The organism is Streptomyces niveus (genome assembly GCF_001723055.1).
Taxonomy (GTDB): domain Bacteria; phylum Actinomycetota; class Actinomycetes; order Streptomycetales; family Streptomycetaceae; genus Streptomyces; species Streptomyces niveus.
In genome coordinates, this window is sequence record NZ_MDCR01000115.1 from 1 (window position 1) to 24,025 (window position 24,025).

21 protein-coding genes and 1 riboswitch are annotated in these 24,025 nt (G+C 69.9%); of the genes, 5 read left to right on the forward strand and 16 right to left on the reverse strand.

Annotated features, from left to right (window positions below; translation table 11 throughout):
- Positions 1 to 60 precede the first annotated feature (60 nt).
- The gene (locus BHU15_RS15255; RefSeq protein WP_069627691.1) at positions 61 to 894 is read left to right on the forward strand and encodes an alpha/beta fold hydrolase; all 834 of its coding nucleotides are present in this window, start codon (positions 61 to 63) and stop codon (positions 892 to 894) included.
- Here the strand turns inward: BHU15_RS15255 and BHU15_RS15260 are convergent.
- The 16 genes from BHU15_RS15260 to BHU15_RS15335 form a co-directional block, all read right to left on the reverse strand.
- On the reverse strand, positions 854 to 1,834 hold the full coding sequence (locus BHU15_RS15260; RefSeq protein ID WP_069627692.1) for a helix-turn-helix transcriptional regulator: 981 nt from the start codon (positions 1,832 to 1,834) through the stop codon (positions 854 to 856). The genes BHU15_RS15255 and BHU15_RS15260 overlap by 41 nt on opposite strands.
- Positions 1,835 to 2,042: 208 nt before the next feature.
- Positions 2,043 to 2,918: a thioesterase family protein gene (locus BHU15_RS15265; RefSeq protein ID WP_069627693.1), complete on the reverse strand. Its 876-nt coding sequence runs from the start codon at positions 2,916 to 2,918 to the stop codon at positions 2,043 to 2,045.
- A gap of 37 nt (positions 2,919 to 2,955) precedes the next feature.
- On the reverse strand, positions 2,956 to 3,627 hold the full coding sequence (locus tag BHU15_RS15270) for a trimeric intracellular cation channel family protein (protein ID WP_069627694.1): 672 nt from the start codon (positions 3,625 to 3,627) through the stop codon (positions 2,956 to 2,958).
- Positions 3,628 to 3,680: 53 nt separating this feature from the next.
- Positions 3,681 to 4,736 (reverse strand): ABC transporter ATP-binding protein, encoded by a 1,056-nt coding sequence (locus tag BHU15_RS15275; protein WP_247748820.1) that lies wholly within the window; start codon positions 4,734 to 4,736, stop codon positions 3,681 to 3,683.
- A complete protein-coding gene (locus BHU15_RS15280) occupies positions 4,733 to 5,767 on the reverse strand; it encodes an ABC transporter ATP-binding protein (protein ID WP_069627695.1) in 1,035 nt (344 codons plus the stop codon). Before BHU15_RS15280 ends, BHU15_RS15275 begins: the two co-directional genes overlap by 4 nt.
- Positions 5,768 to 5,773: 6 nt before the next feature.
- Positions 5,774 to 6,685 carry an ABC transporter permease gene (locus BHU15_RS15285; RefSeq protein ID WP_069627716.1) on the reverse strand — a complete coding sequence of 304 codons (912 nt, stop codon included), beginning with the start codon at positions 6,683 to 6,685 and terminating at the stop codon, positions 5,774 to 5,776.
- A gap of 61 nt (positions 6,686 to 6,746) precedes the next feature.
- Positions 6,747 to 7,751, reverse strand: a complete 1,005-nt coding sequence (locus BHU15_RS15290) for an ABC transporter permease (RefSeq protein ID WP_069627696.1) — start codon at positions 7,749 to 7,751, stop codon at positions 6,747 to 6,749.
- Between the two features lie 99 nt (positions 7,752 to 7,850).
- Positions 7,851 to 9,521, reverse strand: coding sequence for an ABC transporter substrate-binding protein (locus tag BHU15_RS15295; protein ID WP_069627697.1), 1,671 nt, complete (start codon positions 9,519 to 9,521; stop codon positions 7,851 to 7,853).
- A gap of 322 nt (positions 9,522 to 9,843) precedes the next feature.
- Positions 9,844 to 11,076: an ABC transporter ATP-binding protein gene (locus BHU15_RS15300; protein ID WP_069627717.1), complete on the reverse strand. Its 1,233-nt coding sequence runs from the start codon at positions 11,074 to 11,076 to the stop codon at positions 9,844 to 9,846.
- Between the two features lie 11 nt (positions 11,077 to 11,087).
- Positions 11,088 to 12,152 carry an ABC transporter ATP-binding protein gene (locus tag BHU15_RS15305; protein WP_106962566.1) on the reverse strand — a complete coding sequence of 355 codons (1,065 nt, stop codon included), beginning with the start codon at positions 12,150 to 12,152 and terminating at the stop codon, positions 11,088 to 11,090.
- A gap of 65 nt (positions 12,153 to 12,217) precedes the next feature.
- A complete protein-coding gene (locus BHU15_RS15310) occupies positions 12,218 to 13,231 on the reverse strand; it encodes an ABC transporter permease (protein WP_069627698.1) in 1,014 nt (337 codons plus the stop codon).
- A 109-nt stretch (positions 13,232 to 13,340) separates the two neighbouring features.
- Positions 13,341 to 15,098, reverse strand: a complete 1,758-nt coding sequence (locus BHU15_RS15315; RefSeq protein ID WP_069627699.1) for an ABC transporter substrate-binding protein — start codon at positions 15,096 to 15,098, stop codon at positions 13,341 to 13,343.
- A 101-nt stretch (positions 15,099 to 15,199) separates the two neighbouring features.
- Entirely contained in the window at positions 15,200 to 16,198 is a 999-nt protein-coding gene (locus BHU15_RS15320; RefSeq protein ID WP_023538500.1) for an ABC transporter permease, read from the reverse strand.
- Between the two features lie 395 nt (positions 16,199 to 16,593).
- The gene (locus BHU15_RS15325; protein ID WP_069627700.1) at positions 16,594 to 17,388 is read right to left on the reverse strand and encodes an enhanced serine sensitivity protein SseB C-terminal domain-containing protein; all 795 of its coding nucleotides are present in this window, start codon (positions 17,386 to 17,388) and stop codon (positions 16,594 to 16,596) included.
- Between the two features lie 131 nt (positions 17,389 to 17,519).
- A complete protein-coding gene (locus tag BHU15_RS15330; RefSeq protein WP_069627701.1) occupies positions 17,520 to 18,269 on the reverse strand; it encodes an enhanced serine sensitivity protein SseB in 750 nt (249 codons plus the stop codon).
- A gap of 142 nt (positions 18,270 to 18,411) precedes the next feature.
- A complete protein-coding gene (locus tag BHU15_RS15335) occupies positions 18,412 to 19,086 on the reverse strand; it encodes an AAA family ATPase (RefSeq protein WP_069627702.1) in 675 nt (224 codons plus the stop codon).
- A 157-nt stretch (positions 19,087 to 19,243) separates the two neighbouring features.
- A riboswitch (glycine riboswitch) is annotated at positions 19,244 to 19,341 on the forward strand.
- Between the two features lie 159 nt (positions 19,342 to 19,500).
- Between BHU15_RS15335 and gcvT the strand changes: the two genes are divergently transcribed.
- From gcvT to BHU15_RS15355, 4 genes are all read left to right on the forward strand, one after another.
- Positions 19,501 to 20,664: a glycine cleavage system aminomethyltransferase GcvT gene (gene gcvT, locus BHU15_RS15340; protein ID WP_069627703.1), complete on the forward strand. Its 1,164-nt coding sequence runs from the start codon at positions 19,501 to 19,503 to the stop codon at positions 20,662 to 20,664.
- Between the two features lie 90 nt (positions 20,665 to 20,754).
- Positions 20,755 to 21,132 (forward strand): glycine cleavage system protein GcvH, encoded by a 378-nt coding sequence (gene gcvH, locus BHU15_RS15345; RefSeq protein ID WP_069627704.1) that lies wholly within the window; start codon positions 20,755 to 20,757, stop codon positions 21,130 to 21,132.
- Positions 21,133 to 21,148: 16 nt separating this feature from the next.
- Positions 21,149 to 22,417, forward strand: coding sequence for a serine hydroxymethyltransferase (gene glyA, locus BHU15_RS15350; protein WP_069627705.1), 1,269 nt, complete (start codon positions 21,149 to 21,151; stop codon positions 22,415 to 22,417).
- Positions 22,418 to 22,605: 188 nt separating this feature from the next.
- Positions 22,606 to 23,988, forward strand: coding sequence for an L-serine ammonia-lyase (locus BHU15_RS15355; RefSeq protein WP_069627706.1), 1,383 nt, complete (start codon positions 22,606 to 22,608; stop codon positions 23,986 to 23,988).
- The last annotated feature ends 37 nt before the right edge of the window (positions 23,989 to 24,025 follow it).

Below are 24,025 nucleotides of genomic sequence, written 5' to 3' on the forward strand. Positions count from 1 at the left end.
GCGCGCCCGGTGACTGTCGGACCCGGGGGACTGTCGGACCCGGCTTCTATCCTGGCGGACATGGATGGATGGACTCTGGACCGCACGTTCGACAGCTCCTCCGGTGAGGTCCGGTGGGGCGTCCTCGGGCCCGTCGACGGGGCGCCCGTCGTGCTGCTGCACGGGACGCCGTTCTCGTCGTACGTGTGGCGGGGCCCCGCGCGGGCGCTCGCGCGGCGGCATCGGGTGTACGTGTGGGACATGCCGGGGTTCGGGGCGTCGGAGATGCGGCAGGGGCAGGACGTGTCGCTGGGCGCGCAGGCGCGGGTCTTCGGCGAACTGCTCGGACACTGGGGGCTGGAGCGGCCCGCCGTCGTCGCGCACGACTTCGGGGGATGCGTGGCGCTGCGCGCGACGCTGCTGCACGGGGCGCGGTACGCGCGGCTGGCGCTGGTGGATCCGGTGGCGCTCGCGCCGTGGGGCTCGCCCACGTACCGGCTGCTCGGCGAACACGGTGACGTCTTCGAGCTGTTGCCGCCGGGGCTGCACCGGGCGCTCGTGCGGGAGTACGTCGGCTCGGCCAGCCATCCGGGTCTGCGCGCGGACATCCTGGACGCGCTGGTGGATCCGTGGTGCACGGAGGCGGGCCGGGCCGCCTTCTACCGGCAGATCGCGCAGAACGACCAGCGTTTCACCGACGAGATCGAGGGCCGGTACGGGGAGTTGGACCTGCCGGTGCTGATCTGCTGGGGCGAGGAGGACACCTGGATCCCGCAGGAGAAGGGGCGGCAGCTCGCGGCGCTGGTCCCCGGGGCCGAGCTGCGGCTGATCGCGGGCGCGGGCCATCTCGTACAGGAGGACGCCCCCGCCGAACTCACCCTGGCGCTGGGCGACTTCCTCCGTACAGCTCCATGACCGCGGCGGCGGCCCCGGCCAGCACGTCGCGGGCCTCGGGCGGCGACAGCACTTCCACGTTCTCGCCGAAGGCGAGCAGGGCGCGGACCGCCAGGAGTTCCGTGAAGACGAGGGACACCCGGGCCCACTCCCCCGACGCCTCCACGACCGGTTCCCCGCCGGTCAGTTGGGCCGCCTGAAGACGCAGGAACATGTCGAGCCGGCTCACCCGGACGCGGGCGGTGACCTCGAATTCGGCCGGCCGCAGCTCGACCTTCCGCCGCAGCGACTCCCAGACGTCGCCCAGCTCCACGCCCTCGCGACGGCGTACGGGGGCGTCGGTCAGGGCCGCGTCGCGCACCCGGTCGGCGCGGTAGAGACCGGGGTCTCCCCGGTGGTCGGCGACCAGGTACCAGACGCCCGCCTTGACGACGAGACCGTACGGATCGACCGTGTACGTCCTCGCCTCGGTGGTGCCGCTGTGCCGGTAGCCCAGCCGCAGCCGCCGGTCGGCGAAGACCGCCGTGTTCAGCACGTCCAGGTCGACGGCGGGCCGCTCCGCGCGCGACCACCGCTCCGGGTCGACGATGATGCGCCGGCTGGTCCGCTCGGCGGCGGTACGGTGCGGCGCGGGCAGCGCGGCCATCACCTTGCGCAGCGCCGAGCCGAGCGCCCGGTCGAGCCCGAGCGCGGAGTGCGCGCCCCGCGCGGCGAGGACGAACAGCGCGCGGGACTCGTCGGCGGTCAGACCGGTGACGTCCGTACGGAAGCCGGGCAGCAGCGCGATGCCGCCGTGTCTGCCGCGTTCGGCGTAGACGGGGACGCCCGCAGCCGACAGCGCCTCGACGTCGCGGTAGACGGTCCGCACGGACACCTCCAGCCGCTGGGCCAGCTCCCGGGCGGGGACGAGCCCACGCGTCTGGAGGAGCAGCAGGATGGACAGCAGCCGGTCGGACTTCACACGTCAAGCATCACCCACGGGGCCGGAGCGGCTAGGGCGTGTCCGCAAAGTAGCGTCGTCCGCCCGTAGGGCGGGGCTCACGGCGTCTGGTGCGTGCGATCGCAAGGCGGAGGATCGGCCTCGTACCGGGCGTACTCGGTCGAGTCCGACAACGCGGCGAGCGTGCGTGCCAGGCGTCGTGAGCCAGACGGGACTTCGCGGACACGCCCTACCGGCCCTCCGGCGCCCTGCCCGACCGTGGCGCCCTGGCCAGTTGGCGGGACTGGGCGACCAGGCGGTCCGCGGTGTCCCAGACCTCCGCGTCCTCCTCCAGGTAGCCGCCCGCCAGGTTCCGCGTGGTGACGAAGACCCGCAGCGGGCCCGGTGCCGGGCGGGCCCGGACGTGGGTGGTCAGTTCGACCGTCGGCGTCCAGCCCATCAGCCCGAGGTCGAAGGCGGTCGGCGGGAAGGAGTCCACAGTCAGCAGCAGCGAGAGCGGGTCCGGCTCGCGGGCGTCGGCCAGCGAGAACCAGCCGCGTACCTCGCCCTTCCCGGACGGGGCGCCGACCGCCCAGCCGGTGGTCGCGGGGTCCAGCCTGATCGCCACGCGCTGCGCGAAGCCGGAGTCGTCCGGGAACGCGGCGGGCCCGTCCTCCGTACCGAGGCACTGTTCGGGCGGCGGCAGTACGGGCGGCTTCACCGAGGTGTGGACGTCGTCGTCGAGCGAGTCGAGAGCGCCGTACGCCGCGAGGACCCGGACGCGTTCGACCTCCGTGCCGTCCGCCTCGTACTGGATGAGCGACGCCTGGCCGGTGGCGAGGGTGCGGCCGGTCCGCACCGCCTCCGTACGGACGACGGCCGGGCCGGGCTTCGACGGCGTCAGATAGTGCGCAGTGACCGTGAACGGGTCGGGGTGCGGCAGGGCGTCGCGCAGGGCGCGGGCCACGATCGCCAGCAGATAGCCGCCGTTGACGGCGGAGAGGATCGTCCAGCTCTCGGAGAGGTCGGCGTCGTAGACACCCGGTTCACGAAGGGTGACGGAGGTGTCGCGGTCGAACTCGCTGTCGGTGGCGGATGCCTGCGCTTCCCGCGCTCCCTGTGCCATGAGCAAACCGTACAACAGTGCAATACTAAGCGGTAGCTTATGTTTTCGGCTCAGACTCCTCCACCGCTGTCGACCGGCGGTTGTACGCGCGCGGGGCCCGCCAGTGGAAGCGCATCGCGAGCAGCCGCAGGACGAACGCGGTGAGGGCCGCGAGCCCGCTCGTCAGTCCGTTCAGCTCGTCGAGGCGGATGCAGACCGCCACCGTCGTCGCGCCGACGATCGCGGGCACCGCGTACAGGTCGCGGTCCCAGCGCAGCAGCGAGGGAACCTCGTTGGCGAGCACGTCGCGCAGGACGCCCCCGCCCGCCGCCGTGGCGAGACCGAGCGCGGCGGACGCGGTGAGGCCCAGCCCGTACTCGTACGCCTTGACCGTGCCCGTCACACAGAACAGCCCGAGCCCCGCCGCGTCGAAGACGTTCACCGCGCCCTGGATCCGCTCGACGTGCGGATGCAGGAAGAACACCAGGACCGTCGCCACCAGCGGCATCGTGAAGTAGCCGAGGTCGGTGAAGGCCGCCGGGGGTACGGCTCCGATGACCAGGTCCCGGATCAGCCCGCCGCCCAGCCCGGTGACCTCGGCGAGCACCGCCATGCCGAAGACGTCGAAGTTCTTGCGGACGGCGAGCAGGGCGCCGGAGATCGCGAAGACGAAGATGCCGGCGAGGTCGAGCGAGTGCTGGACGGAGGGGCTGAACAGTTCCTGGAACACCCGACAGTTCTACACCGGGCCGGTCATGACCGGTCATGGCCGGTCATAATCGATCACTGCTCCTCGGGCGCCGTGTCCGTCACCGCCTCGATCCCCGTCGCCCTCGTCCGCTCCACCGTCCCCGCCTCGATCTCGGCCGCGAAGTGGCACGCCACCCGGTGCCCGTCCGCCACCACCGTCAGCTCCGGCCGCTCCGTCGCGCAGCGCGTCTCCTGCTTCCAGGGGCACCGCGTGTGGAAGCGGCACCCGGCCGGCGGGGACGCCGGAGACGGAAGGTCGCCGTGGAGCAGGATGCGTTCGCGGCGGTCCTCGACGTCCGGGTCGGGCACCGGCACCGCCGACATCAGCGCCTTCGTGTACGGATGCCTCGGCCCGGCGTACAGCGCGTCGCTCGTCGCCTCCTCCACCAGCGAGCCCAGATACATGACCCCGATGACGTCCGAGATGTGACGGACCACGGCCAGGTCGTGGGCGATGACGAGATACGTCAGGCCCTTGGACTCCTGAAGCTCCTCCAGGAGGTTGATCACCTGCGCCTGGATGGAGACGTCGAGCGCCGAGACCGGCTCGTCGCAGATGATCACGTCCGGTTCGAGGACGAGCGCCCGCGCGATACCGATGCGCTGGCGCTGGCCGCCGGAGAACTCGTGCGGATAGCGCGAGAGCGCGTTCGCCGGCAGACCGACCTCGGCGAGGATCTTCTTGATCCGTGTCCGCCGCTCCTCCTGGTCGGCGCCGATGCCGTGCGCCGCCATGCCCTCGGAGAGGATCGACTCGATGTTCTGCCGGGGGTTGAGGCTGCCGAGCGGGTCCTGGAACACCATCTGGAGGCGGTGCCGGATCTTGCGCATCTCCTCGTCCGGCAGCTTCGCCAGATCCGTACCGTCGAAGACGACCTCGCCCCCGGTGATGTCGACGAGGCGCAGGACGGCCCGGCCCAGGGTCGTCTTGCCGCAGCCCGACTCCCCCACCAGGCCGTACGTCTGGCCCGCCTCGACCTTGAGCGAGACACCGTCGACGGCGTAGACGTGGCCGACGGTACGGTCGAAGAAGACGCCCTTCTTGACGGGGAAGTGGACCTTGACGCCGTCCAGTTCGAGCAGACTCATGAGGACACCTCCGCCGCGTCGGCGGAACGGTCCGCCGGCAGCACTGGGTTGACGCAGCGCACCTGGTGGCCGGGCGCACGCGGTTCGGTGAGTTCCGGCGTGCCCGTCAGGCACTGGAGCGTGTAGAAGTCGCACCGGGGCGCGAACGCGCAGCCGTCGGCCCACGCGATCTTGTCGTTGATCGAGCCGCGGATCGGACGGAGCGGTTCGCCGCGCGGCGCGTCGAGGCGCGGGATGGAGCCGAGCAGTCCGTGCGCGTACGGATGGGTGGGGTGCGCGAACAGTTCGCGGCGGCCCGCCGTCTCCACCGCCCGCCCCGCGTAGAGCACGTTGACCTGGTCGCACAACCCCGCGACGACACCCAGGTCATGAGTGATCATCAGAAGCGCCGTGCCCTCCTGGTCGACCAACTCCTTGAGGAGTTCGAGGATCTGGGCCTGGATGGTGACGTCGAGCGCCGTCGTCGGCTCGTCCGCGATCAGCAGGCGCGGCGCGCACGCGACCGCCATGGCGATGAGCGCGCGCTGGCGCATTCCGCCGGAGAGCTGGTGCGGGTACTCCTTCAACCGCCGGTCCGGGTCGGGGATCCCGACGCGGTCGAGCAGCGACGCGGCCTCCTTACGGGCCGCCTCGCCCTTCAGTCCGCGGTGGCGGGTCAGGATCTCGGTGACCTGTACGCCGATGGGGACGACCGGGTTGAGGGAGGAGAGCGGGTCCTGGAAGATCATCGCGAGCTGGCTGCCGCGCAGGTCGCGGATCTTCTTCTCGCCCATGGACAGCAGGTCCGCGCCGTCGAACTCGGCGCGTCCGCCCACGCTCACCCCCTTGCGCGGGAGCAGACCCATCAGCGCGAGGGCGGTCACGGACTTGCCGCAGCCCGACTCGCCGACCAGACCCACGACCTGGCCCTCGGCGACGTCGAAGGAGACGCCGTCCACGGCCTTCGTGGCACGCCCGGCACGCCCGGCACCTCGCCCCGTACCGTGCCCGGCGAAAGTGACCGACAGTGCGTCAACCGACAGTAGCGACATGGGACTTCAGCCTCGCAGCTTCGGGTCGAGGGCTTCCCGCATCGCCTCACCGAGCAGCGTGAAGCCAAGAGCGGTGACGATGATCCCGACCGCCGGATAGACCGACATCATCGGCGCGTTGTCGAAGAAGCGCTGTGCCTGCGACAGCATCACGCCCCACTCCGGGATCGCCGGGTCCGGATTGCCGAGGCCCAGATAGGACAGGGCGGCGGCCTCGATGATCGCGGTGGCGAGGCTGAGCGTCGCCTGGACGATCACCGGGCTGAGTGAGTTGGGCATGATCTGAGTGAGGACGATACGGCGTTTGCGGATGCCCACCGCCTTCGCCGCCAGTACGTAGTCCGAGCTGCCCTGCGCGAGCATCGACCCGCGCAACAGCCGCGCGAACACCGGCACTTGGACCACGCCCACCGCGATCATCACGGTGGTCAGCGACTGGCCGAGCACCGCCGCGACGGACACGGCCAGCAGCAGCGAGGGCAGCGCCAGTATGATGTCGGTGACGCGCATGATGACGGTGTCCAGGCGCTTGCCAGGCTCGCCGCCGAGCGTGGCCGCCGCGCCCGACACGGCGCCGATGACGGCGCCGGCCACCAGCCCGATGAGCATCGACACGACACCCACGAGCAGGGTCTGCCGGGCGCCGACGAGCATCCGGGAGAACTCGTCACGGCCCAGATGATCGAGCCCGAACCAGTTCTCGCCGCGCGGCCCGACGAACCGCCCCTGGTTGGGGAAGACCTCGCCGCGCCAGTCCTGCGCGGTGGGGCTGTACGGGGCGAGCCACGGGCCGACGATCGCGACCAGCACGAACACGCCGATGACCACGCCGCCGATGATCGCCGTCTTGCTGGTACGCAGCCGGCGGAACGCCTCGCGCCACAGTCCGGCGCCCGAGGTCGTCTCGGTCCGCTCCATGAGCTGGGCGAGCCGGTCGATCTTGTCGGCCTTCTTCTGGAGGCCGGGGGTCGCGTTCACGTCAGTGCACCCGCACTCTCGGGTCGATGAGGCTGTACGCCACGTCGACCAGCAGATTGATCAGGACGTACACCAGCGCGATGAAGAGGATGAACCCGACGAGCACGGGGTAGTCGCGGGCGTCGATCGACGTACGGATGAACTGACCGATCCCGCCGAAGGAGAAGACCGACTCGGTGAGGACAGCGCCGGACAGCAGGCTGCCGGTCAGCAGGCCCACGGCGGTGATCACCGGCAGCAGCGCGTTGCGCAGGACGTGCCGGGCGCGTACGACGCGCTTGTCCAAGCCCTTGGACTCCGCCGTACGCACATAGTCCTCGCCCAGCACTTCGAGCACGCTGGCCCGGGTCATCCGCACGATGACCGCGAGCGGGATGGAGGCGAGCGCGACGGCCGGCAGCACCAGATGCATGACCGCGTCCCAGGACGCGTCGAACTCGCCGGTCAACAGGCCGTCCAGGACGGCGAATCCGGTGACCTTCGTGGCGTCGATGCCGGTCGACAGTCGGCCGAAGCTCGGGAAGATCCCGAGGTTGACGGCGAAGAGCCCCTTGAGGAGCAGCGCCAGGAAGAAGACCGGGATACAGATGCCGAGCAGCGAGCCCGACACCGCGGTCACATCGAGCCAGCTGCCGCGGCGCCGGGCGGCGAAGTAGCCCAGCGGGACGCCGACCACGATCGCGATGGCGATGGCGGCGACGCTGAGTTCGACGGTCGCGGGGAAGCGCAGCGTGAACTCCTCCCACACCGGCTGGCCGGTCTGTGTGGAGGTGCCGAGGTCCAGTTGGAAGATCCGCTTGATGAACCGTCCGTACTGGACCCATACCGGTTCGTCGAGTCCCAACGCCCGGTTGATTCGGGCCACTTCGGCCTCGGTCGCCCGCTCGCCGAGGATCGCCGACGCGGGTCCGCCGGGCAGCCGGTTCAGCCACAGGAAGAGCAGAACCGACAGACCGAGCAGGGTGGGTATCAGCTGTAGCAGTCGTCGTGCGACGAGTCGCAGCACCCCGCGTGCCCCTTTCTTCGGTGCGTGAGAACGTAGGACGGGCCCGCCCGGCCGGGGTTTTCGTACGCCGCCGGCCGGGCGGACCCTGGAAGTCGCCCGTTACTTGAAGGACGTCTCGGCGAAGTTCTCCTGCGTCAGCGGGGAGACCTTCGGCGGGTTGACGTCGTCGGCGAAGGCGATCGCCGGCGGCGAGGAGGAGATCGGCACACCCGGCAGGTACGCCATGATCGTCTCGTTCGCCGTCTTGTACAGCTCCGTGCGCTTGGCCGGGTCGGTCTCGATCGACGCGGCCTTCATCGCGTCGAAGACGCCCTTGTCCTTGAAGCCCCACTGCTTGTCGTACTCGGCGAACCAGGTGCCGATGAAGTTGTAGCCGTCGTTGAAGTCACCGGTCCAGCCCAGCATGTGCAGCTCGCAGCCGCCGGCCTCGGTGGCGTCGAGGTAGTCCGGCGCCCACTTCATGGGCTTGGGCGTGACGGTGATCCCGGCCTTCTCCAGGTCGGCCTTCATCAGCTCGAACATGTCCTGCGGAGCGGGCATGTACGGGCGGGTGACCTCGGTCGGGTAGCAGAACTCGACCTTCAGCGCGCTCTCGTCGGCGCCCGCGAGGAGCTGCTTGGCCTTCGCGGTGTCGAAGGGGTACGTCTTCACCTTGTCCGAGTAGCCGGCGACCGTGTCGGGCATGAACTGCGTCGCCGCGACGCCGCCTTCGGGCAGCTGGGTCTTGACCAGGTTCTCGCGGTCGATGGCGTGCGCGATGGCCTGGCGGACCTCGGGCTTCTTCAGCGCCGCGTTCTTCTCCTGGCTCATGCCGACGTAGAAGATGTTGAAGACGTCACGCGTGGGGACCTGGAAGCCGTCGCTCTCCAGGGTCTTCACATCGGCGGGCGCGACCAGGTCGTAGCCGTCGATGTCACCGGCCTGGAGGGCCTGACGGCGGCCGTCCTCGGTGTCGATGGTGCGGAAGACCAGGTTCTTGATCTTCGCCTTCTCGCCCCAGTAGTCGTCGAACCGCTCCAGCGAGACTTCCTTGTTGCCCTTGTTCCACTCGCTGACCTTGTACGGTCCGGTGCCCGCGACCGTACCGGCCACCTGGCTGTACTTGGGGTACGTGATGGCGTCGCCCTTGGCGGTGGCGTCCTGCTTCGCGTACTCCTTCAGGGCCTTCGGCGAGTGGATCGCCAGCGCCTGGAGGGAGAAGCCGCCCGGCAGGTTCGCGGAGGGCTCGTTGACCTCGATGACGGCGGTGCTGTCGTCCTTCGCGGTGCAGGACTTGTAGTTCGCCTTCGGCGTCTCGGGGTCCTCGTTGGCCGCGAAGCCGCCCATGACGGTCTGCCAGTAGTAGGAGACCGCGCTGGACTGGTACGTGCCCTTCCAGTTGAACCAGTGGTCGTAATTCGCGCACACGGCGGCGGCGTTGAACTTCTCGCCGTCGTGGAAGGTCACGTCCTTGCGGAGGTTGAACGTCCAGACCGTGCCGGCGTCGTTGCCCGACCACTTCTCCGCCAGCGCGGGGGCCAGCTCACTGCCGCCCGGCTCGTGCTTCAGCAGCGCCTCGAACGCCTGCCGGGTGACGCGGAAGGTCTCGCCGTCACTCGCGAGCGCGGGGTCCAGCGAGCCGGGGTCACCGGGGCCGCCGAAGACGAAGGTGTCCTTCGCGCCGCCCGAGTCACCTTCCTTGTCGCGCTCGCTGGAGCAGCCGGTGGCGATCAGCGCGACGGCCAAGGCCGTCACGATCGCTCCAGCGGCTCGGGACTTGAATATTCGCATGGTCCACCCCAGGGTCCGACGAGTCCAGAACTCGGTCTTGACGGCCGAACATTACAGTCAAGAAAGTGCCAAATGAACAGGCCGCAATGCGGAGTTGCAGACCTGAGATCCGGACAGTCGACAAATGGACCAACTCCGGGGCATCGCACCCGCAACCCGTCAAGTCGTGCCAGGAGAGCCGCAGTTGGGCGGGGCGAACGGGGTGAACCGCCCGTACGACGCAGAAGCCTCTCCCGTACGACGCAGAAGCCCCCCGTCCGCATGGTGGGACCAGGCGGGGCGGGGGGCGTGCGTGAACGTACGCGTACGGGGCTCCTGCGGACTACTCCTTGGTGAGCCCCTTGGACGGCGCCTCGGCGGTCCCGGCGGTCTTCTCGGACTTCGCCGTCCCGACGGTCTTCGGCGCCTCGGCGCTCTCGCCGGCCTCGGCCACAGCCGGGTCCACGGCCACCGCGTCACCCACGAGCGCGATCGCCTCGCGCGCCGAAGCCAGCACCGTCGTGTCGTCCGGAATCTGGTCCGGCGCGTTCTCCGGGTGGTGACAGGCCGCCTCGTGGCCCGGCTCCAGCTGGATCAGCGGCGGCTCCACCGTCCGGCAGACCTCGGTCGCCTTCCAGCACCGGGTGTGGAACCGGCAGCCGCTCGGCGGCGAGAGCGGCGACGGCACGTCGCCCTGGAGCAGGATCCGCTCGCTCTTGAGACCGCGCCGCCGCGGGTCCGGCACCGGCACCGCGGACAGCAGCGCCTTCGTGTACGGGTGCATCGGCCGCTCGTACAGCGACTTGCGGTCCGACAGCTCGACGATCTTGCCGAGGTACATGACGGCGATCCGGTCCGAGACATGGCGGATGACCGAGAGGTCGTGCGCGATGATCACGTACGTGAGACCCAGCTCGTCCTGGAGGTCGTCCAGCAGGTTCACCACCTGCGCCTGGATCGACACGTCGAGCGCGGAGACCGGCTCGTCGGCGACGACGAGCTTCGGGCTCAGGGCCAGGGCGCGCGCGATGCCGATGCGCTGGCGCTGGCCGCCGGAGAACTCGTGCGGGTAGCGGTTGTAGTGCTCGGGGCTCAGACCCACCAGCCCGAGCAGCCGCTGGACCTCCTGCTTGACCCCGCCCTCGGGCTCCACGTTCTGGAGCTTGAACGGGGCGCCGACGATCGTGCCGATCGTGTGGCGCGGGTTCAGCGACGAGTACGGGTCCTGGAAGATCATCTGCACGTCACGGCGGAGCGGACGGATCTTGCCCGCCGACATGTGCGTGATGTCATGACCCTGGAACTCGATGCGCCCGCTCGTCGGTTCGTCCAGCCGCGTGATCAGCCGGCCCATGGTCGACTTGCCGCAGCCGGACTCGCCGACAATACCGAGCGTCTCGCCGGCGTGGACGTCGAACGACAGCCCGTCGACGGCCTTCACGGCGCCGACCTGGCGCTGCAACAGCCCCTTCTTGACGGGGAAGTGCTTGACCAGCCCCTCCACCCTCAGCAGGGGCTCACCCGCCGTGTCTTTTCCCGTCGTGTCCGCCACAGCGGCATCCTTTGCTTTGCTCACGGCGTCGGCGCTCACAGCTTCGGCGCAATCTCTTCGGTCCAGATCTTGGTCCGCTCCTCCTGCGACATGTGACAGGCGGAGTGGTGCCCGGCGCCGACCTGCTTCAGCTCGGGGCGCTCCGTGCGCGTGATGCCGTCCTTGGGCACGTCGGCGTACGGGCAGCGCGGGTTGAAGGCGCAGCCCTGCGGCACGTTGATGAGCGACGGCGGCTGGCCCTTGACGGGGATGAGCCGGTCCGTCTGCTCACGGTCGATCCGGGGCATCGAGCCCAGCAGTCCCCAGGTGTAGGGGTGCTGCGGCTCGTAGAACACCTTCTCGGCCGGTCCGCGCTCGATGCACCGGCCGCCGTACATGACCAGCAGATCGTCCGCCATCTCGGCGACGACCCCCAGGTCATGGGTGATCATGATGACGGCGGAGCCGAACTCCTTCTGCAGATCCCTGATGAGGTCGAGGATCTGCGCCTGGACGGTCACGTCCAGGGCGGTCGTCGGCTCGTCGGCGATGAGCAGTTCGGGGTTGTTGACCAGGGCCATCGCGATCATCGCGCGCTGACGCATACCGCCGGAGAACTCGTGCGGATAGCTGTCGACGCGCTTGTGCGGCTCGGGGATGCCGACCCGGTCGAGCATCTCGATCGCCCGGGTCCTGGCGACCTTCTTGCCGACCTTGTGGTGGACGCGGTACGCCTCCACGATCTGCGCGCCGATGCGGTAGTACGGGTGCATCGCGGAGAGCGGGTCCTGGAAGATCATGGCCATCTTCCGGCCGCGCAGCCGTCGTACGTGGTCGGGGTCGGCCCCGACCAACTCCTCGCCGTCCAGCCAGACTTCGCCCGATATCGCGGCGTTGGCGGAGCGGTGCAGACCCATCACGCCGAGCGAGGTGACCGACTTGCCGGAGCCGGACTCACCCACGATGCCGAGGGTCTTGCCGGCCTCGACGTCGAAGCTGACGCCGTCGACCGACTTCACCAGACCGTCGTCGGTCTGGAAGTGGATGCGCAGGTCGCGTACGGAGAGGAAGGGCTCCCCCGCGCCGCCGGACCCGGCGGACCCGGCGGCCTTGGAGACCACCGGCTCGCCCGGCGCGGACGCGGGACCGGGGACCCGTGCGCCTGACTGCTCCTTGGAAACCTCGCTCACGAGTACCTCACCCTGGGGTCGATGGCGGCGTACACCAGGTCCACCAGCAGATTGCAGAAGACGATGAAGAAGGCGGCGAACAGGGTCACACCCATCACGATCGGCAGGTCGGCGTCCTTCACCGACTGGATCGCGTACGAGCCCATGCCCTGCAGGGAGAAGACCTGTTCGGTGATGACGGCGCCGCCGAGGAGCAGGCCGAAGTCCATGCCGAAGATCGTGACGATGGGCGTCAGCGCGGACCGCAGTCCGTGCTTGGCGACGACCGTGCTCTCCCGCAGGCCCTTGGCCCGCGCCGTACGGATGTAGTCCTCCCCCATCACTTCCAGCATGCCGGCCCGGGTGAGCCGGGCGTACAGGGCGGAGTACAGGAAGGCGAGGCTGCACCAGGGGATGATCAGGTTCCAGGCCCAGTCCGCCGGATTGTCCGCGAACGGGACGTAGTTGACGCCGTCGCCCCACAGTGGCCACTGGACGGTGAACAGCGCGAGGCCGAGCATGCCGGTGAAGAAGATCGGCAGCGAGACGCCCGCGAGGGCCAGCGTCATGGCGAGGCGGTCGAAGATCGAGCCGCGCTTGAGCGCCGAGAGCACGCCGATGGCGACACCGGAGAGCAGCCAGATCACCGCGGCACCGATGGCCAGGGAGAACGTGATCGGCACCCGGTCCATCAGCTCGGGCCACACCTCGACGTGCGTCTTGAAGGAGTAGCCGAAGCAGGGGGCGTTGCACATGGACGGGTCCGGGCCGAAGTTGTACTCGGCGCCGACGAAGATGCCCTTGATGAAGTCGAAGTACTGGGTGTAGAGGGGCTGGTCGAGCCCCAGGTTCGCCTTGACGGCGGCGATCGAGTCGGGGTTGGCGTCCTTACCGACGTACTGGACTGCCAGCTGGTCGATCGTCTGCCCACCGAGCCGTGGAACAAGGAAGAAGATCGCGAAGGTGACTGCGCTGACCACCAGCAACAGCATTACCGCGGCGATCACGCGTCGGATGATGTACGCAGTCACAGCCGATCGGCGCCGGGTCCGCCGGCCGGGGGTGACCCGGCCGGCGGACCCGAAGCCTTCACCTGCCTTTCAGGCAATTCGGGGGGTTGGGAAAGGCTCTACCGCTGGATTAGGTGGTGGAGCCGATCAGCAGGTAGTCGTACATGCCGAGGTACGCCTGGGTCACGGTGACGTTGGTCGCCGAGTCCGGGCGGTACAGCAGGTTCTTGCGGTAGATCAGCGGCACGGCCGAGGCGTTCTCCATGACGAGCTTGTCGACCTCGCCCCACGCCTTGGTGCGGGCGGCGTCGTCGGTCTGCGCGATACCGTCCGACAGCGCCTTGTTGATCTTCGGGTCGTCCAGCTCCATCAGGTTGTTGCCGCCCGAGGGCTTGATGGCGGAACCGTTGACGATCTGGTCGAGGAAGCCGAAGCCGGTCGGCCAGTCGGCGCCCCACGCCATCATCATCATGCCGAGCTTGTGCTCGTGGACGTAGCTGGGGACACCGGCGAAGTTACCGAAGTACTTGCCCGAGGGGTACTGCTTGATCTCCGCCTCGATGCCGACCTTCTTCAGCGAGGCCTGGATGGCGGTCGCCATCTGCACCTCGTCGGGGCGGTCGGAGCGGGCGGTCAGGTTGGTCTTGAAGCCGTCCGGCTGACCGCAGTCCGCGAGCGCGGCCTTGGCCTTCGCCTCGTCGCCCTTGTTGCCCTCGGTCTGGTACAGGTCGAACTTCTGGTACCCGTTGACCGTCGGCGGGAGCAGCGTGCTGGCCACGTCGCCCTTGGTGTCGCCACCGAGCGCCGCCTGGACGGACGCCTTGTCGATCGCGTAGTGGACGGCCTTGCGGCAGTCGGCGTTGTCGAAGGGCTTCACCTTCGTCGACAGCGCGAGGTACGAGGTGGCGCCGGCGTACGAGTTGTCCGTCTTCGCCTTCTCGGTCGACTTGGTGAGGACCTTGGGCTGGGTCTTCGTCTGAAGGCCGGTGCCCGCGGCGTCCACCGTGATGTTGTCGCTCATCAGGTGCTGGTCGACCGTGGTCGGGTTGACCTTGAACTTGATGGTGATCTTGTCGGCGAGCGCCGGGCGGATCGGGTCGGTCGCCTTGTCCCAGTGCGGGTTGCGCACGAGGGTCGCGCTGCGGCCCTCGTTGTACGACTCGAACTTGTACGGGCCCGACGAGGAGATCGCCTTGACGTACTCGGCGCCCTTGTCCTTCGCCTGCGGCACGGGGGCCGTCTGCGAGAAGGTCGCCAGGTAGTCGAAGTCGGCGAACGGCTTGTTGAGCTTGAAGATGATGGTCTGGTCGTCCGGGGTCTCGATGGACTTCAGACCCTCGGGGGACTTGTCCTTGTACGGGCCCTTGTACTTGTCGCCGCCCTCAAGGTACGCCTTGAAGTAGGTGGGACCGTGCGAGAGGGCCTCGGGCGCGAAGTTGCTGCGCTCGATGGCGTACTTGACGTCCTTGGACGTGACCGGGCTGCCGTCGTCGAACTTGACGCCCTTGCGCAGCTTGTACGTCCAGGTCTTGGCGTCCGCGCTGGCCTCACCGAGGGACTCGGCGAGGTCGGGGACGACCTCCAGCCCTTCCTTGCCGGCGGCCGGCTTGAAGCTGGTGAGCGTACGGCCGTACAGCCGGGAGAAGTTCTGCACCCAGCCGTAGTAGGTGTTGCCCGGGTCCAGGGAGTCCGGCACGTCCGAGTGCTCGAAGGTGACGGTGCCCCCCTTCTTGTCGGACTTGTTGACGACCGACGTCAGACCGGCGTCGACACCGGCGCCGCCGCCCTTGCTGTTGTTGTCCTTGCTGTCCGAGCCGCCGCACGCCGACGCGCTGAGCGCCAGCACGATGGCTGTCGCCAGGACAGCTGTCGCTTTCTTGGTCTTCATCCTGAGGAAAGCCCCTCTATCAATGGATACGGCACGGAGCTCAAGGTCGGCCGCTGTGGATGGTGCTGGGTGATGCTGGTGGTAAGGGTTCTACCGGGGGGTCACTTGCTGCGGGGGTCGAGTGCGTCGCGCAGCCCGTCACCCAGCAGGTTGAAGGCCAGCACGGTGATGAAGATCGCCATGCCGGGCACGAACATGTAGTGCAGATCGACCTCGTACAGGTCCACCGCGGTGGTGAGCATGCCGCCCCACGAGGCCTGCGGCGGGGCGATGCCCACACCGAGGAAGCTCAGGCCCGCCTCGAAGAGGATGTTGGTGGGGATCAGGAGCGTCGAGTAGACGAGGATCGGCGCCACGAGGTTCGGCAGCAGTTCCCGGAAGAGGATGAAGGGCCCTCGGGCCCCCAGGCTCCGGGACGCGTCGACGAACTCGCGGCGGCGCAGGCTCATGGTCTGGGCGCGCACGATCCGGCCCATGTACGGCCAGTTGAAGAAGCCGATCACAAAGATCAGCACACCGATCCGCAGGGGCAGTCCGCTGAGTCCGAAGGCGCCGTCCTGGAGGGCGGCGGAGATCGAGATCGCGAAGAGCAGCAGCGGGAAGGCGAGGAAGGTGTCCATCAGCCGGCTGACGACGGCGTCGACCCAGCCGCCGTAGTACCCGGCGATGACGCCGAGGAGGGTGCCGATGGCCACGGAGAGGAGCGTCGCTCCGGCGGCGACCAGGAGCGAGACCCAGGAGCCCTCGATGATGCGGGCGAGCAGGTCACGGCCGAGGCCGGGCTCGACGCCGAGCGGGTGGTCCCAGCTCATGCCGCCCCAGGCGCCCTTGGGGGCGAGGAGCTGCGGGTCCACCAGGTCCTGGTTCAGCGCGTTGGGGTCGAGGCCGAAGACGGCCTGGATGGGCTTGGCCAGTATCGCGAGCAGGACCAGGAGGATGACAACGATGCCGCCCGCGACTGCGGCCTTGTCGCGCTTGAAGCGCGTCCAGGCTATTCGGCCGAGCGAACGCCCCTCGATCTGGCTCTGCTTGGCGCCCGTGAGCACTGCCTCCGGCTGCACTTCGGCAGCCGACTTGGTGGTCTCGATCGGTGCGGTCACAACGTCTTCGACCCCTCCTGGCCGGCGGTCGCCGGCCCCGTACCCGCCGTTGTAACGGCCTGTCTCGCATCAGTTGGCGCACACATCGGTGCTGGTGTCGCGGAAGCGTCCCGTGGAGGGCTTCCCGTGGAGCGATGCTGGGCTGCTCGCACAGAGGACCGACGGTCCCCGCTGCCGGGAGTCTTCATGGCCGTAGTGATCACCCGCCAGTGGTCAAGGGGAATGTTTGCTCAAACGTGATGGAGTCAGACAGCTACCGTTATCCGGACGTTGTGATCGCCTGAGCGGAACGGCGGGCCGTTTTCGCTACGTTTCGGTACGGCTCGCGCCGTCCGGAGAATGTACGGCGCCCTGACTGTACTGGTCAGTACGGGCCGGTACGCCGCCGGGTGGGGTCAGTACGCGCGCGGAGCGGCCGGCGGGTAGCCGTAACCGGGCGCGGCCTGGGGCGCGCCGTGGGCCTCCCGGTCGTAGAACGGCCGGGAGTTGGCCCGCAGCCACATCGTCACCGGGTCGTACTCGTCGGACATCGCGACGGTGGAGACCGGCAGCCCCTCGGGGACCGCGCCGATGGACTGCTGCATCATCGCGCGCACGGCGTCGACGGAGGCCGGGCCTGTGTCGTACAGATCCAGACCGATCGTCAGATACGGTGCGCCCAGGGCGGGATGGACCCACGCGCGGCGCAACGACCGTACGGCGGGGGTGCGATGGGCGTTCTGGGTGAGCAGCGCGTAGAACTGCGGGATCTCCACGGCCGGTTCGGACAGCCGCAGGGGGCCGGCCGGCATCCGGTCGAGGCCGGTGGCGATCCGGCGCAGGTCGAGCCACGGGATGCCGACGCCGCCGCCGGGCGCGTGCGGATTGAGCCAGATCCCCCAGCGTTCGGGGTAGAGGGCGCGGGCGATGTCGCGGCCGGAGACGACCTCGTGCGCCCGGTTCCAGCCGCTGACGGACAGCTCCTGGGCGGAGGTGACGCACGGCGCGTAGCCGAGACCGTCGACCTCCATGTTCCCGTACTGGGCGTCGGGCGAGCCCGCGCGGCCGTGCCAGAGCAGCATCCACACCTGGCCGGCGGAGCCGTCGGCGAGCGCCTGGAGCAGCGCCTCGTAGGCGTCGTAGCGTCCTGGCGCCACCTGGCGCAGCATGTGCTCGACCTGCCCCGTCGCCGCGGTGCCTGACGCGCTCACTCTTGGTCCCGCCCCTCGTCGATCCATTGTTCGGACCGGCCTCCCCCGCTTCGGGCCCGTGCCGGCCAGGCCATCAAACCAGCTTAGACCGGCGGGTCATGGCCGGTTCCGGGGCCGGTGCCGACGGCGTGTTATCCGGGCTGGGCGGCCACGCGCTGGTAGAAGGGCCGCACCCGCTCCAGCATCCAGGTGCCGACGGGGTCCTGGGTGGCGTCGAGCAGGACGAGATTGACCGGCCAGCCGACGTGTACGCGGCCCAGTGCCCGGCCGAGCGCGTCCATGGGCGCGTTGCGTTCGGCGGCCTCCCAGGAGGAGAGCTGCACGCCGACGAAGAGCACCGGGGGCTCGCCCTCGATGCTGGCGAGGCCGCGGCGGGCGGTGAGGACGACGCCGGACGCCTCGAACTCCTCGGCGGCGGCGGTCAGGAAGTCGACGGGGTCCTCCTGCCAGTCCGGCTCGAACAGCCGCACCCGCCCGCCGCTCGCGGGCCCGTCCAGGGGCGTACGCCCGACGCGGCACAGCTCGGCGACGGCGAGCGGCGGGAGCGGCGCGCCGACCATGCCGCCGGGGTTCACGGCGATGCCGAGCCGCGGGGGCAGACCGCGGGCGAACTCGCGGGCCGGGGCGACGGTGAAGGGCATGTGCGCCCCGACGCACTGGAGGTACTGCTGCTCGGAGCTGAAGACGGGGACGTACGGCACCCCGTCGATCTCCATGGTGGGCAGATCGAGCCCCGGACTGTCGGGCCCCCCGCCGTTGGGCAGCGGCACCCAGAGCTGACTCCGCCCCAACACCTCGACGAGCCGCCCCCCGGCCCCGTCATTCCCGACCGAGGCGGCGAGCACCTCTTCCAACTCGTTGGCCGGCCATGCTGTGTTCACTGCGCTCTCCCGCTCCTGGGGGACCACTGCTCCCCGCGGAAACCCTAGCGCCCAGGGGGGTGAAGGGGGGCGCCCACGGTCCACCGGCCCGCCCCACGACCAGGCGGGTCGTCACGCGCGTACCGGCGCGCCCCCCGCCGCCTCACGCCGCTCGGAAGTCGATCCGCTCCAGCAGGCCCGCCGCCGCGCGGTCCAGGAGGACCGCGGACGCGCAGCCCGGTGGCAGGTGGCCGGATTCCGCCGAGGTGACCAGGCGGGAGACCGCGCGGCGGTGGCGGGCGAAGGCGTAGCCGGACACCCCGCGGCCCCGCTCGCGCTGGCCCGCGCGGGCCGTCCTCGGGGTCACGTCGAGCAGGATCAGATGGAGCCGGGCGCCCCGGCGGCGGGCCTCGCGGGCCAGCCAGCGGCGGACCCACGCCTGGGTGCCGCAGTCGTGCACCACGACGCTCTCGCCGGAGCGCAGCGCCCGCCGCAGCCCCGCGTAGTGCGCGAGGCGCACCAGCGGGCGGTAGACCGCGTACGGCAGCCGCCCGGGCAGCCGGCGGGCCCAGCGGTCGCGGGTGTCCTGCGAGTCGATTCCCCGGCCGGCGGCGGCCCGGCCGATCAGCGTGGACTTCCCGCTGCCGGGCAGGCCCGAGACCACGACCACGTCACCGTCGCCGAACGTCAGGCACCGGGGCCCCCGCCGCCCCCGTTCCCGCAGGTCGCGGACGACCGGCGGCACCGCCGCCAAGGCCTTGCGGGGGACCGCGGCCGGCTGGGCGGGCACCCCCGCGGTCGTCGCGTACGCACCTGCACGGGACCGCTGCAACGTCATCGCTCTCCCCCTGTCGGGTCCATCGCCATGGCCGATGACCCTTGCCCACCAAGTGTAAAGAACTGGTAATACGGCACCAAGCCTTTTGCTGATCACCGCCCTGTCGGCCGAAGCCCACGCGTGCGATGATGTGCGCGCCAACTCCATACCGGCCGTTCGAATCCGCGCGGGAGAGTCCCGGTCACCGTTGGTGCCGGGCGCCGAAGGAGCAAGTTCCTCCCTTGAATCTCTCAGGCCCAGTACCGCGCGGACGAGGCAGATCTGAAAAGCGAATCGCCGTCAGGCGCTTCCACCCAAGGTGCAAGTCACGACCTCCGTATGCGTACGTGTACGTACACGTCGTGATGAACCTCTCAGGTTCCGATGACAGATGGGGAGGATCGTCCTCTCTGTCATGCCCTGGGAGCCACACCTATGAGCAGTACGTCTCACACCCCCGCCCCCGAAGCGGCCGGTCCCGACGCCCCGCGCCTCACCGCCCTGGACGCCGTGCACCGCTCGCTGGGCGCCACGATGACCGACTTCGCCGGCTGGGACATGCCGCTGCGCTACGCGAGTGAGCGTGAGGAGCACCTCGCCGTCCGTACGAAGGCCGGGCTCTTCGACCTCTCCCACATGGGCGAGATCACGGTCACCGGCACGCAGGCGGCCGAGGCACTGGACTACGCGCTGGTCGGCAACATCGGCACCCTCGCCGTGGGCCGCGCCCGCTACACCATGATCTGCCAGGAGGACGGCGGCATCCTGGACGACCTGATCGTGTACCGGCTCGACACGCACGGCGCCCCCGAGTTCATGGTCGTCGCGAACGCCTCCAACGCGCAGGTGGTGCTCGACGAGCTGACCGGCCGCGCCGCGGACTTCGACGTCGAGGTGCGGGACGACCGCGACGCGTACGCGCTGCTCGCCGTCCAGGGCCCACAGTCGCCCGGCATCCTCGCCGGGCTGACCGACGCCGATCTGGCCGGGCTCAAGTACTACGCGGGGCTGCCCGGCACCGTCGCCGGTGTGCCCGCGCTGATCGCCCGTACCGGCTACACGGGTGAGGACGGCTTCGAGCTGTTCGTGGAGCCCCGGCACGCGGAAGGGCTGTGGCAGGCGCTGATGGCCGCCGGCGCGCCCGCCGGCCTCGTACCGGCCGGGCTGTCGTGCCGCGACACCCTGCGGATGGAGGCCGGGATGCCGCTGTACGGGCAGGAGCTGACCACCGGTCTCACGCCCTTCGACGCGGGCCTGGGCCGGGTCGTCAAGTTCGAGAAGGAGGGCTACTTCGTGGGCCGCACGGCGCTGGAGGCCGCCGCCGAGCGCGCGGAGAGCGCGCCGCCGCGCAAGCTGGTCGGGCTCGTCGCCGAAGGCCGCCGGGTGCCGCGCGCCGGATACCCGGTGGTGGCGGACGGCGCGGTGGTGGGCCACGTCACATCGGGCGCCCCGTCGCCGACGCTGGGCAGGCCGATCGCGATGGCCTACGTGGACGCGTCGCACGCCGCGGCGGGCACGGCGGGCGTCGGGGTCGACATCCGGGGCTCCATCGAGCCGTACGAGGTCGTCGCGCTGCCCTTCTACAAGCGCCGGAAGTAGCCCCCGCCGGGCGCGGCGTACCGCGCCCGCATCTCACTCCGCAAGACACATGTTCCTCACCACTCCCCCGCGTACAGGAGAATTCACGACATGAGCAACCCCCAGCAGCTGCGCTACAGCAAGGAGCACGAGTGGCTGTCGAGCGCCGATGACGGCGTGTCGACGGTCGGCATCACGGAGTTCGCGGCGAACGCCCTCGGCGACGTCGTGTACGCCCAGCTCCCCGCGGTCGGTGACACGGTGACCGCGGGCGAGACCTGCGGCGAGCTGGAGTCGACCAAGTCGGTCAGCGACCTGTACTCCCCCGTGACGGGTGAGGTCACCGAGGCGAACCAGGACGTCGTGGACGACCCCTCGCTGGTGAACTCCGCGCCCTTCGAGGGCGGCTGGCTGTTCAAGGTGCGCGTCGCGGAGGAGCCGAAGGACCTGCTCTCCGCCGACGAGTACACCGAATTCTCCGGCAACTGAGACCCCAGGGACTGTGATGTCTTCGAAGTCGCTCCTCAACTCCTCCCTCCATGAGCTCGACCCCGACGTCGCCGCCGCCGTCGACGCCGAGCTCCACCGCCAGCAGTCGACGCTCGAAATGATCGCGTCGGAGAACTTCGCCCCGGTCGCCGTCATGGAGGCGCAGGGCTCCGTCCTGACCAACAAGTACGCCGAGGGCTACCCGGGCCGCCGCTACTACGGCGGCTGTGAGCACGTCGACGTCATCGAAAACATCGCGATCGACCGGGTGAAGGCGCTCTTCGGCGCCGAGCACGCGAACGTGCAGCCGCACTCCGGCGCGCAGGCCAACGCGGCGGCGATGTTCGCGCTGCTGAAGCCCGGCGACACGATCATGGGTCTGAATCTGGCCCACGGTGGCCACCTGACCCACGGCATGAAGATCAACTTCTCCGGCAAGCTCTACAACGTGGTCGCCTACCACGTCGACGAGGAGACCGGTCAGGTCGACATGGCCGAGGTCGAGCGCCTCGCCAAGGAGTCCCGCCCGAAGCTGATCGTGGCCGGCTGGTCCGCGTACCCACGTCAGCTCGACTTCGCCGCGTTCCGGCGGATCGCGGACGAGGTCGACGCGTACCTGATGGTCGACATGGCGCACTTCGCCGGTCTGGTCGCCGCGGGCCTGCACCCCAACCCGGTGCCGCACGCGCACGTCGTCACCACGACCACGCACAAGACCCTGGGCGGCCCCCGCGGCGGCGTGATCCTGTCCACCAAGGAGCTGGCCAAGAAGATCAACTCGGCCGTCTTCCCCGGGCAGCAGGGCGGTCCGCTGGAGCACGTCGTCGCGGCGAAGGCGGTGTCCTTCAAGGTCGCGGCGACCGACGAGTTCAAGGCGCGCCAGCAGCTCACGCTGGACGGTGCCCGTATCCTCGCCGAGCGCCTGGTCCAGGACGACGTCACCGAGGTCGGCGTCTCGGTCCTGTCGGGCGGTACGGACGTGCACCTGGTCCTGGTCGACCTGCGGAACTCGGAGCTGGACGGCCAGCAGGCCGAGGACCGGCTGCACGAGATCGGCATCACGGTCAACCGCAACGCCGTCCCGAACGACCCGCGCCCGCCGATGGTCACCTCCGGCCTGCGGATCGGCACCCCGGCGCTGGCCACCCGCGGCTTCACGGCCGAGGACTTCACCGAGGTCGCCGACGTGATCGCGGCGGCGCTGAAGCCCGAGTTCGACCGCGACGCCCTGGCGGCCCGCGTGACCGCCCTGGCGGCGAAGCACCCGCTGTACCCCGGCCTGTAGTCACACCGGGTCCAGGGGCACCGTGTACGCCCGACCGGCGCACACGGTGCCCCGCCCCGCACCACCTGTACGTACGGTTCTCTGCACCACCCCGGCAGACAACGGCGTCGGGTGCCCCTCCCGACATGCTTTGCCCCGTCGGCAAAGCATTGCCGATCGCGGCACCACCACCAGCAAGGAGTCCCACCGTGGCCATCTCGGTCTTCGACCTGTTCTCGATCGGTATCGGCCCGTCCAGCTCCCACACCGTCGGCCCCATGCGCGCGGCGGGCCTCTTCGCGCGGCGGCTGAAGAACGAGGGACTGCTCGCCCACACCGCGTCCGTACGGGCCGAGCTCTTCGGCTCGCTCGGCGCCACCGGCCACGGCCACGGCACCCCCAAGGCGGTGCTGCTGGGCCTGGCGGGCGAGTCCCCCCGTACCGTCGACATCGAGTCCGCCGACGCCCGGGTGGACGCCATCCGTACGGAGGGCCGCATCAGCCTCCTCGGGATGCACGAGATCGGCTTCGACTTCGACGCGGACCTGATCCTGCACCGGCGCAAGGCGCTGCCGTACCACGCGAACGGCATGACGGTCTCCGCGTACGACTCCGAGGGCGGCATCCTCCTGGAGAAGACGTACTACTCGGTCGGCGGCGGCTTCGTCGTGGACGAGGACGCGGTGGGCGAGGACCGCATCAAGCTGGACGACACGGTGCTGACGTACCGGTTCCGCAGCGGCGACGAACTGCTGCGCCTCGCCCGCGAGACCGGGCTCTCGATCTCCGCGCTGATGCTGGAGAACGAGAAGGCGTGGCGTACGGAGACAGAGATCCGCGACGGCCTGCTGGAGATCTGGGGGGCCATGCGGGCGTGCGTGTCGCGCGGCATGACGCGCGAGGGGCACCTGCCCGGCGGCCTCAAGGTCCGCCGCCGCGCGGCGAATTCGGCCCGGCAGCTGCGCGCCGAGGGCGACCCGGCGGCCCACGCGATGGAGTGGATCACCCTCTACGCGATGGCGGTCAACGAGGAGAACGCGGCGGGCGGCCGTGTCGTCACCGCCCCCACCAACGGCGCGGCGGGCATCATCCCGGCCGTTCTGCACTACTACCTGAACTTCGCCGCGGCCGGTCACACGGACGCCGAGAAGGACGACGACGTCGTCCGCTTCCTGCTCGCCGCCGGCGCGATCGGCATGCTCTTCAAGGAGAACGCGTCGATCTCGGGCGCCGAGGTCGGCTGCCAGGGCGAGGTCGGCTCGGCCTGCTCGATGGCGGCGGGCGCCCTCGCGGAGGTCCTGGGCGGCAGCCCCGAACAGGTCGAGAACGCCGCCGAGATCGGCATGGAGCACAACCTCGGTCTGACCTGCGACCCGGTCGGCGGCCTCGTACAGATCCCGTGCATCGAGCGCAACGGCATGGCGGCGGTCAAGGCGGTGACGGCGGCGAAGATGGCGCTGCGGGGCGACGGCAGCCACAAGGTGTCCCTGGACAAGGTCATCAAGACGATGAAGGAGACCGGCGCCGACATGTCGGTCAAGTACAAGGAGACCGCGCGGGGCGGGCTCGCGGTGAACATCATCGAGTGCTGAGAACCAGCCTCACGGCAGGGGCGCCGGCTGCTTCTCG

What these genes read in the sequence shown, in the direction of transcription:
- BHU15_RS15255 (WP_069627691.1), top strand. Translation starts at nt 61, where the DNA reads ATGGATGGATGGACTCTGGACCGCACGTTCGACAGCTCCTCCGGTGAG.
- BHU15_RS15265 (WP_069627693.1), bottom strand. Translation starts at nt 2,918, where the DNA reads ATGGCACAGGGAGCGCGGGAAGCGCAGGCATCCGCCACCGACAGCGAG.
- BHU15_RS15275 (WP_247748820.1), bottom strand. Translation starts at nt 4,736, where the DNA reads ATGAGTCTGCTCGAACTGGACGGCGTCAAGGTCCACTTCCCCGTCAAG.
- BHU15_RS15280 (WP_069627695.1), bottom strand. Translation starts at nt 5,767, where the DNA reads ATGTCGCTACTGTCGGTTGACGCACTGTCGGTCACTTTCGCCGGGCAC.
- BHU15_RS15285 (WP_069627716.1), bottom strand. Translation starts at nt 6,685, where the DNA reads ATGGAGCGGACCGAGACGACCTCGGGCGCCGGACTGTGGCGCGAGGCG.
- BHU15_RS15295 (WP_069627697.1), bottom strand. Translation starts at nt 9,521, where the DNA reads ATGCGAATATTCAAGTCCCGAGCCGCTGGAGCGATCGTGACGGCCTTG.
- BHU15_RS15315 (WP_069627699.1), bottom strand. Translation starts at nt 15,098, where the DNA reads ATGAAGACCAAGAAAGCGACAGCTGTCCTGGCGACAGCCATCGTGCTG.
- BHU15_RS15335 (WP_069627702.1), bottom strand. Translation starts at nt 19,086, where the DNA reads ATGACGTTGCAGCGGTCCCGTGCAGGTGCGTACGCGACGACCGCGGGG.
- gcvT (WP_069627703.1), top strand. Translation starts at nt 19,501, where the DNA reads ATGAGCAGTACGTCTCACACCCCCGCCCCCGAAGCGGCCGGTCCCGAC.
- gcvH (WP_069627704.1), top strand. Translation starts at nt 20,755, where the DNA reads ATGAGCAACCCCCAGCAGCTGCGCTACAGCAAGGAGCACGAGTGGCTG.
- glyA (WP_069627705.1), top strand. Translation starts at nt 21,149, where the DNA reads ATGTCTTCGAAGTCGCTCCTCAACTCCTCCCTCCATGAGCTCGACCCC.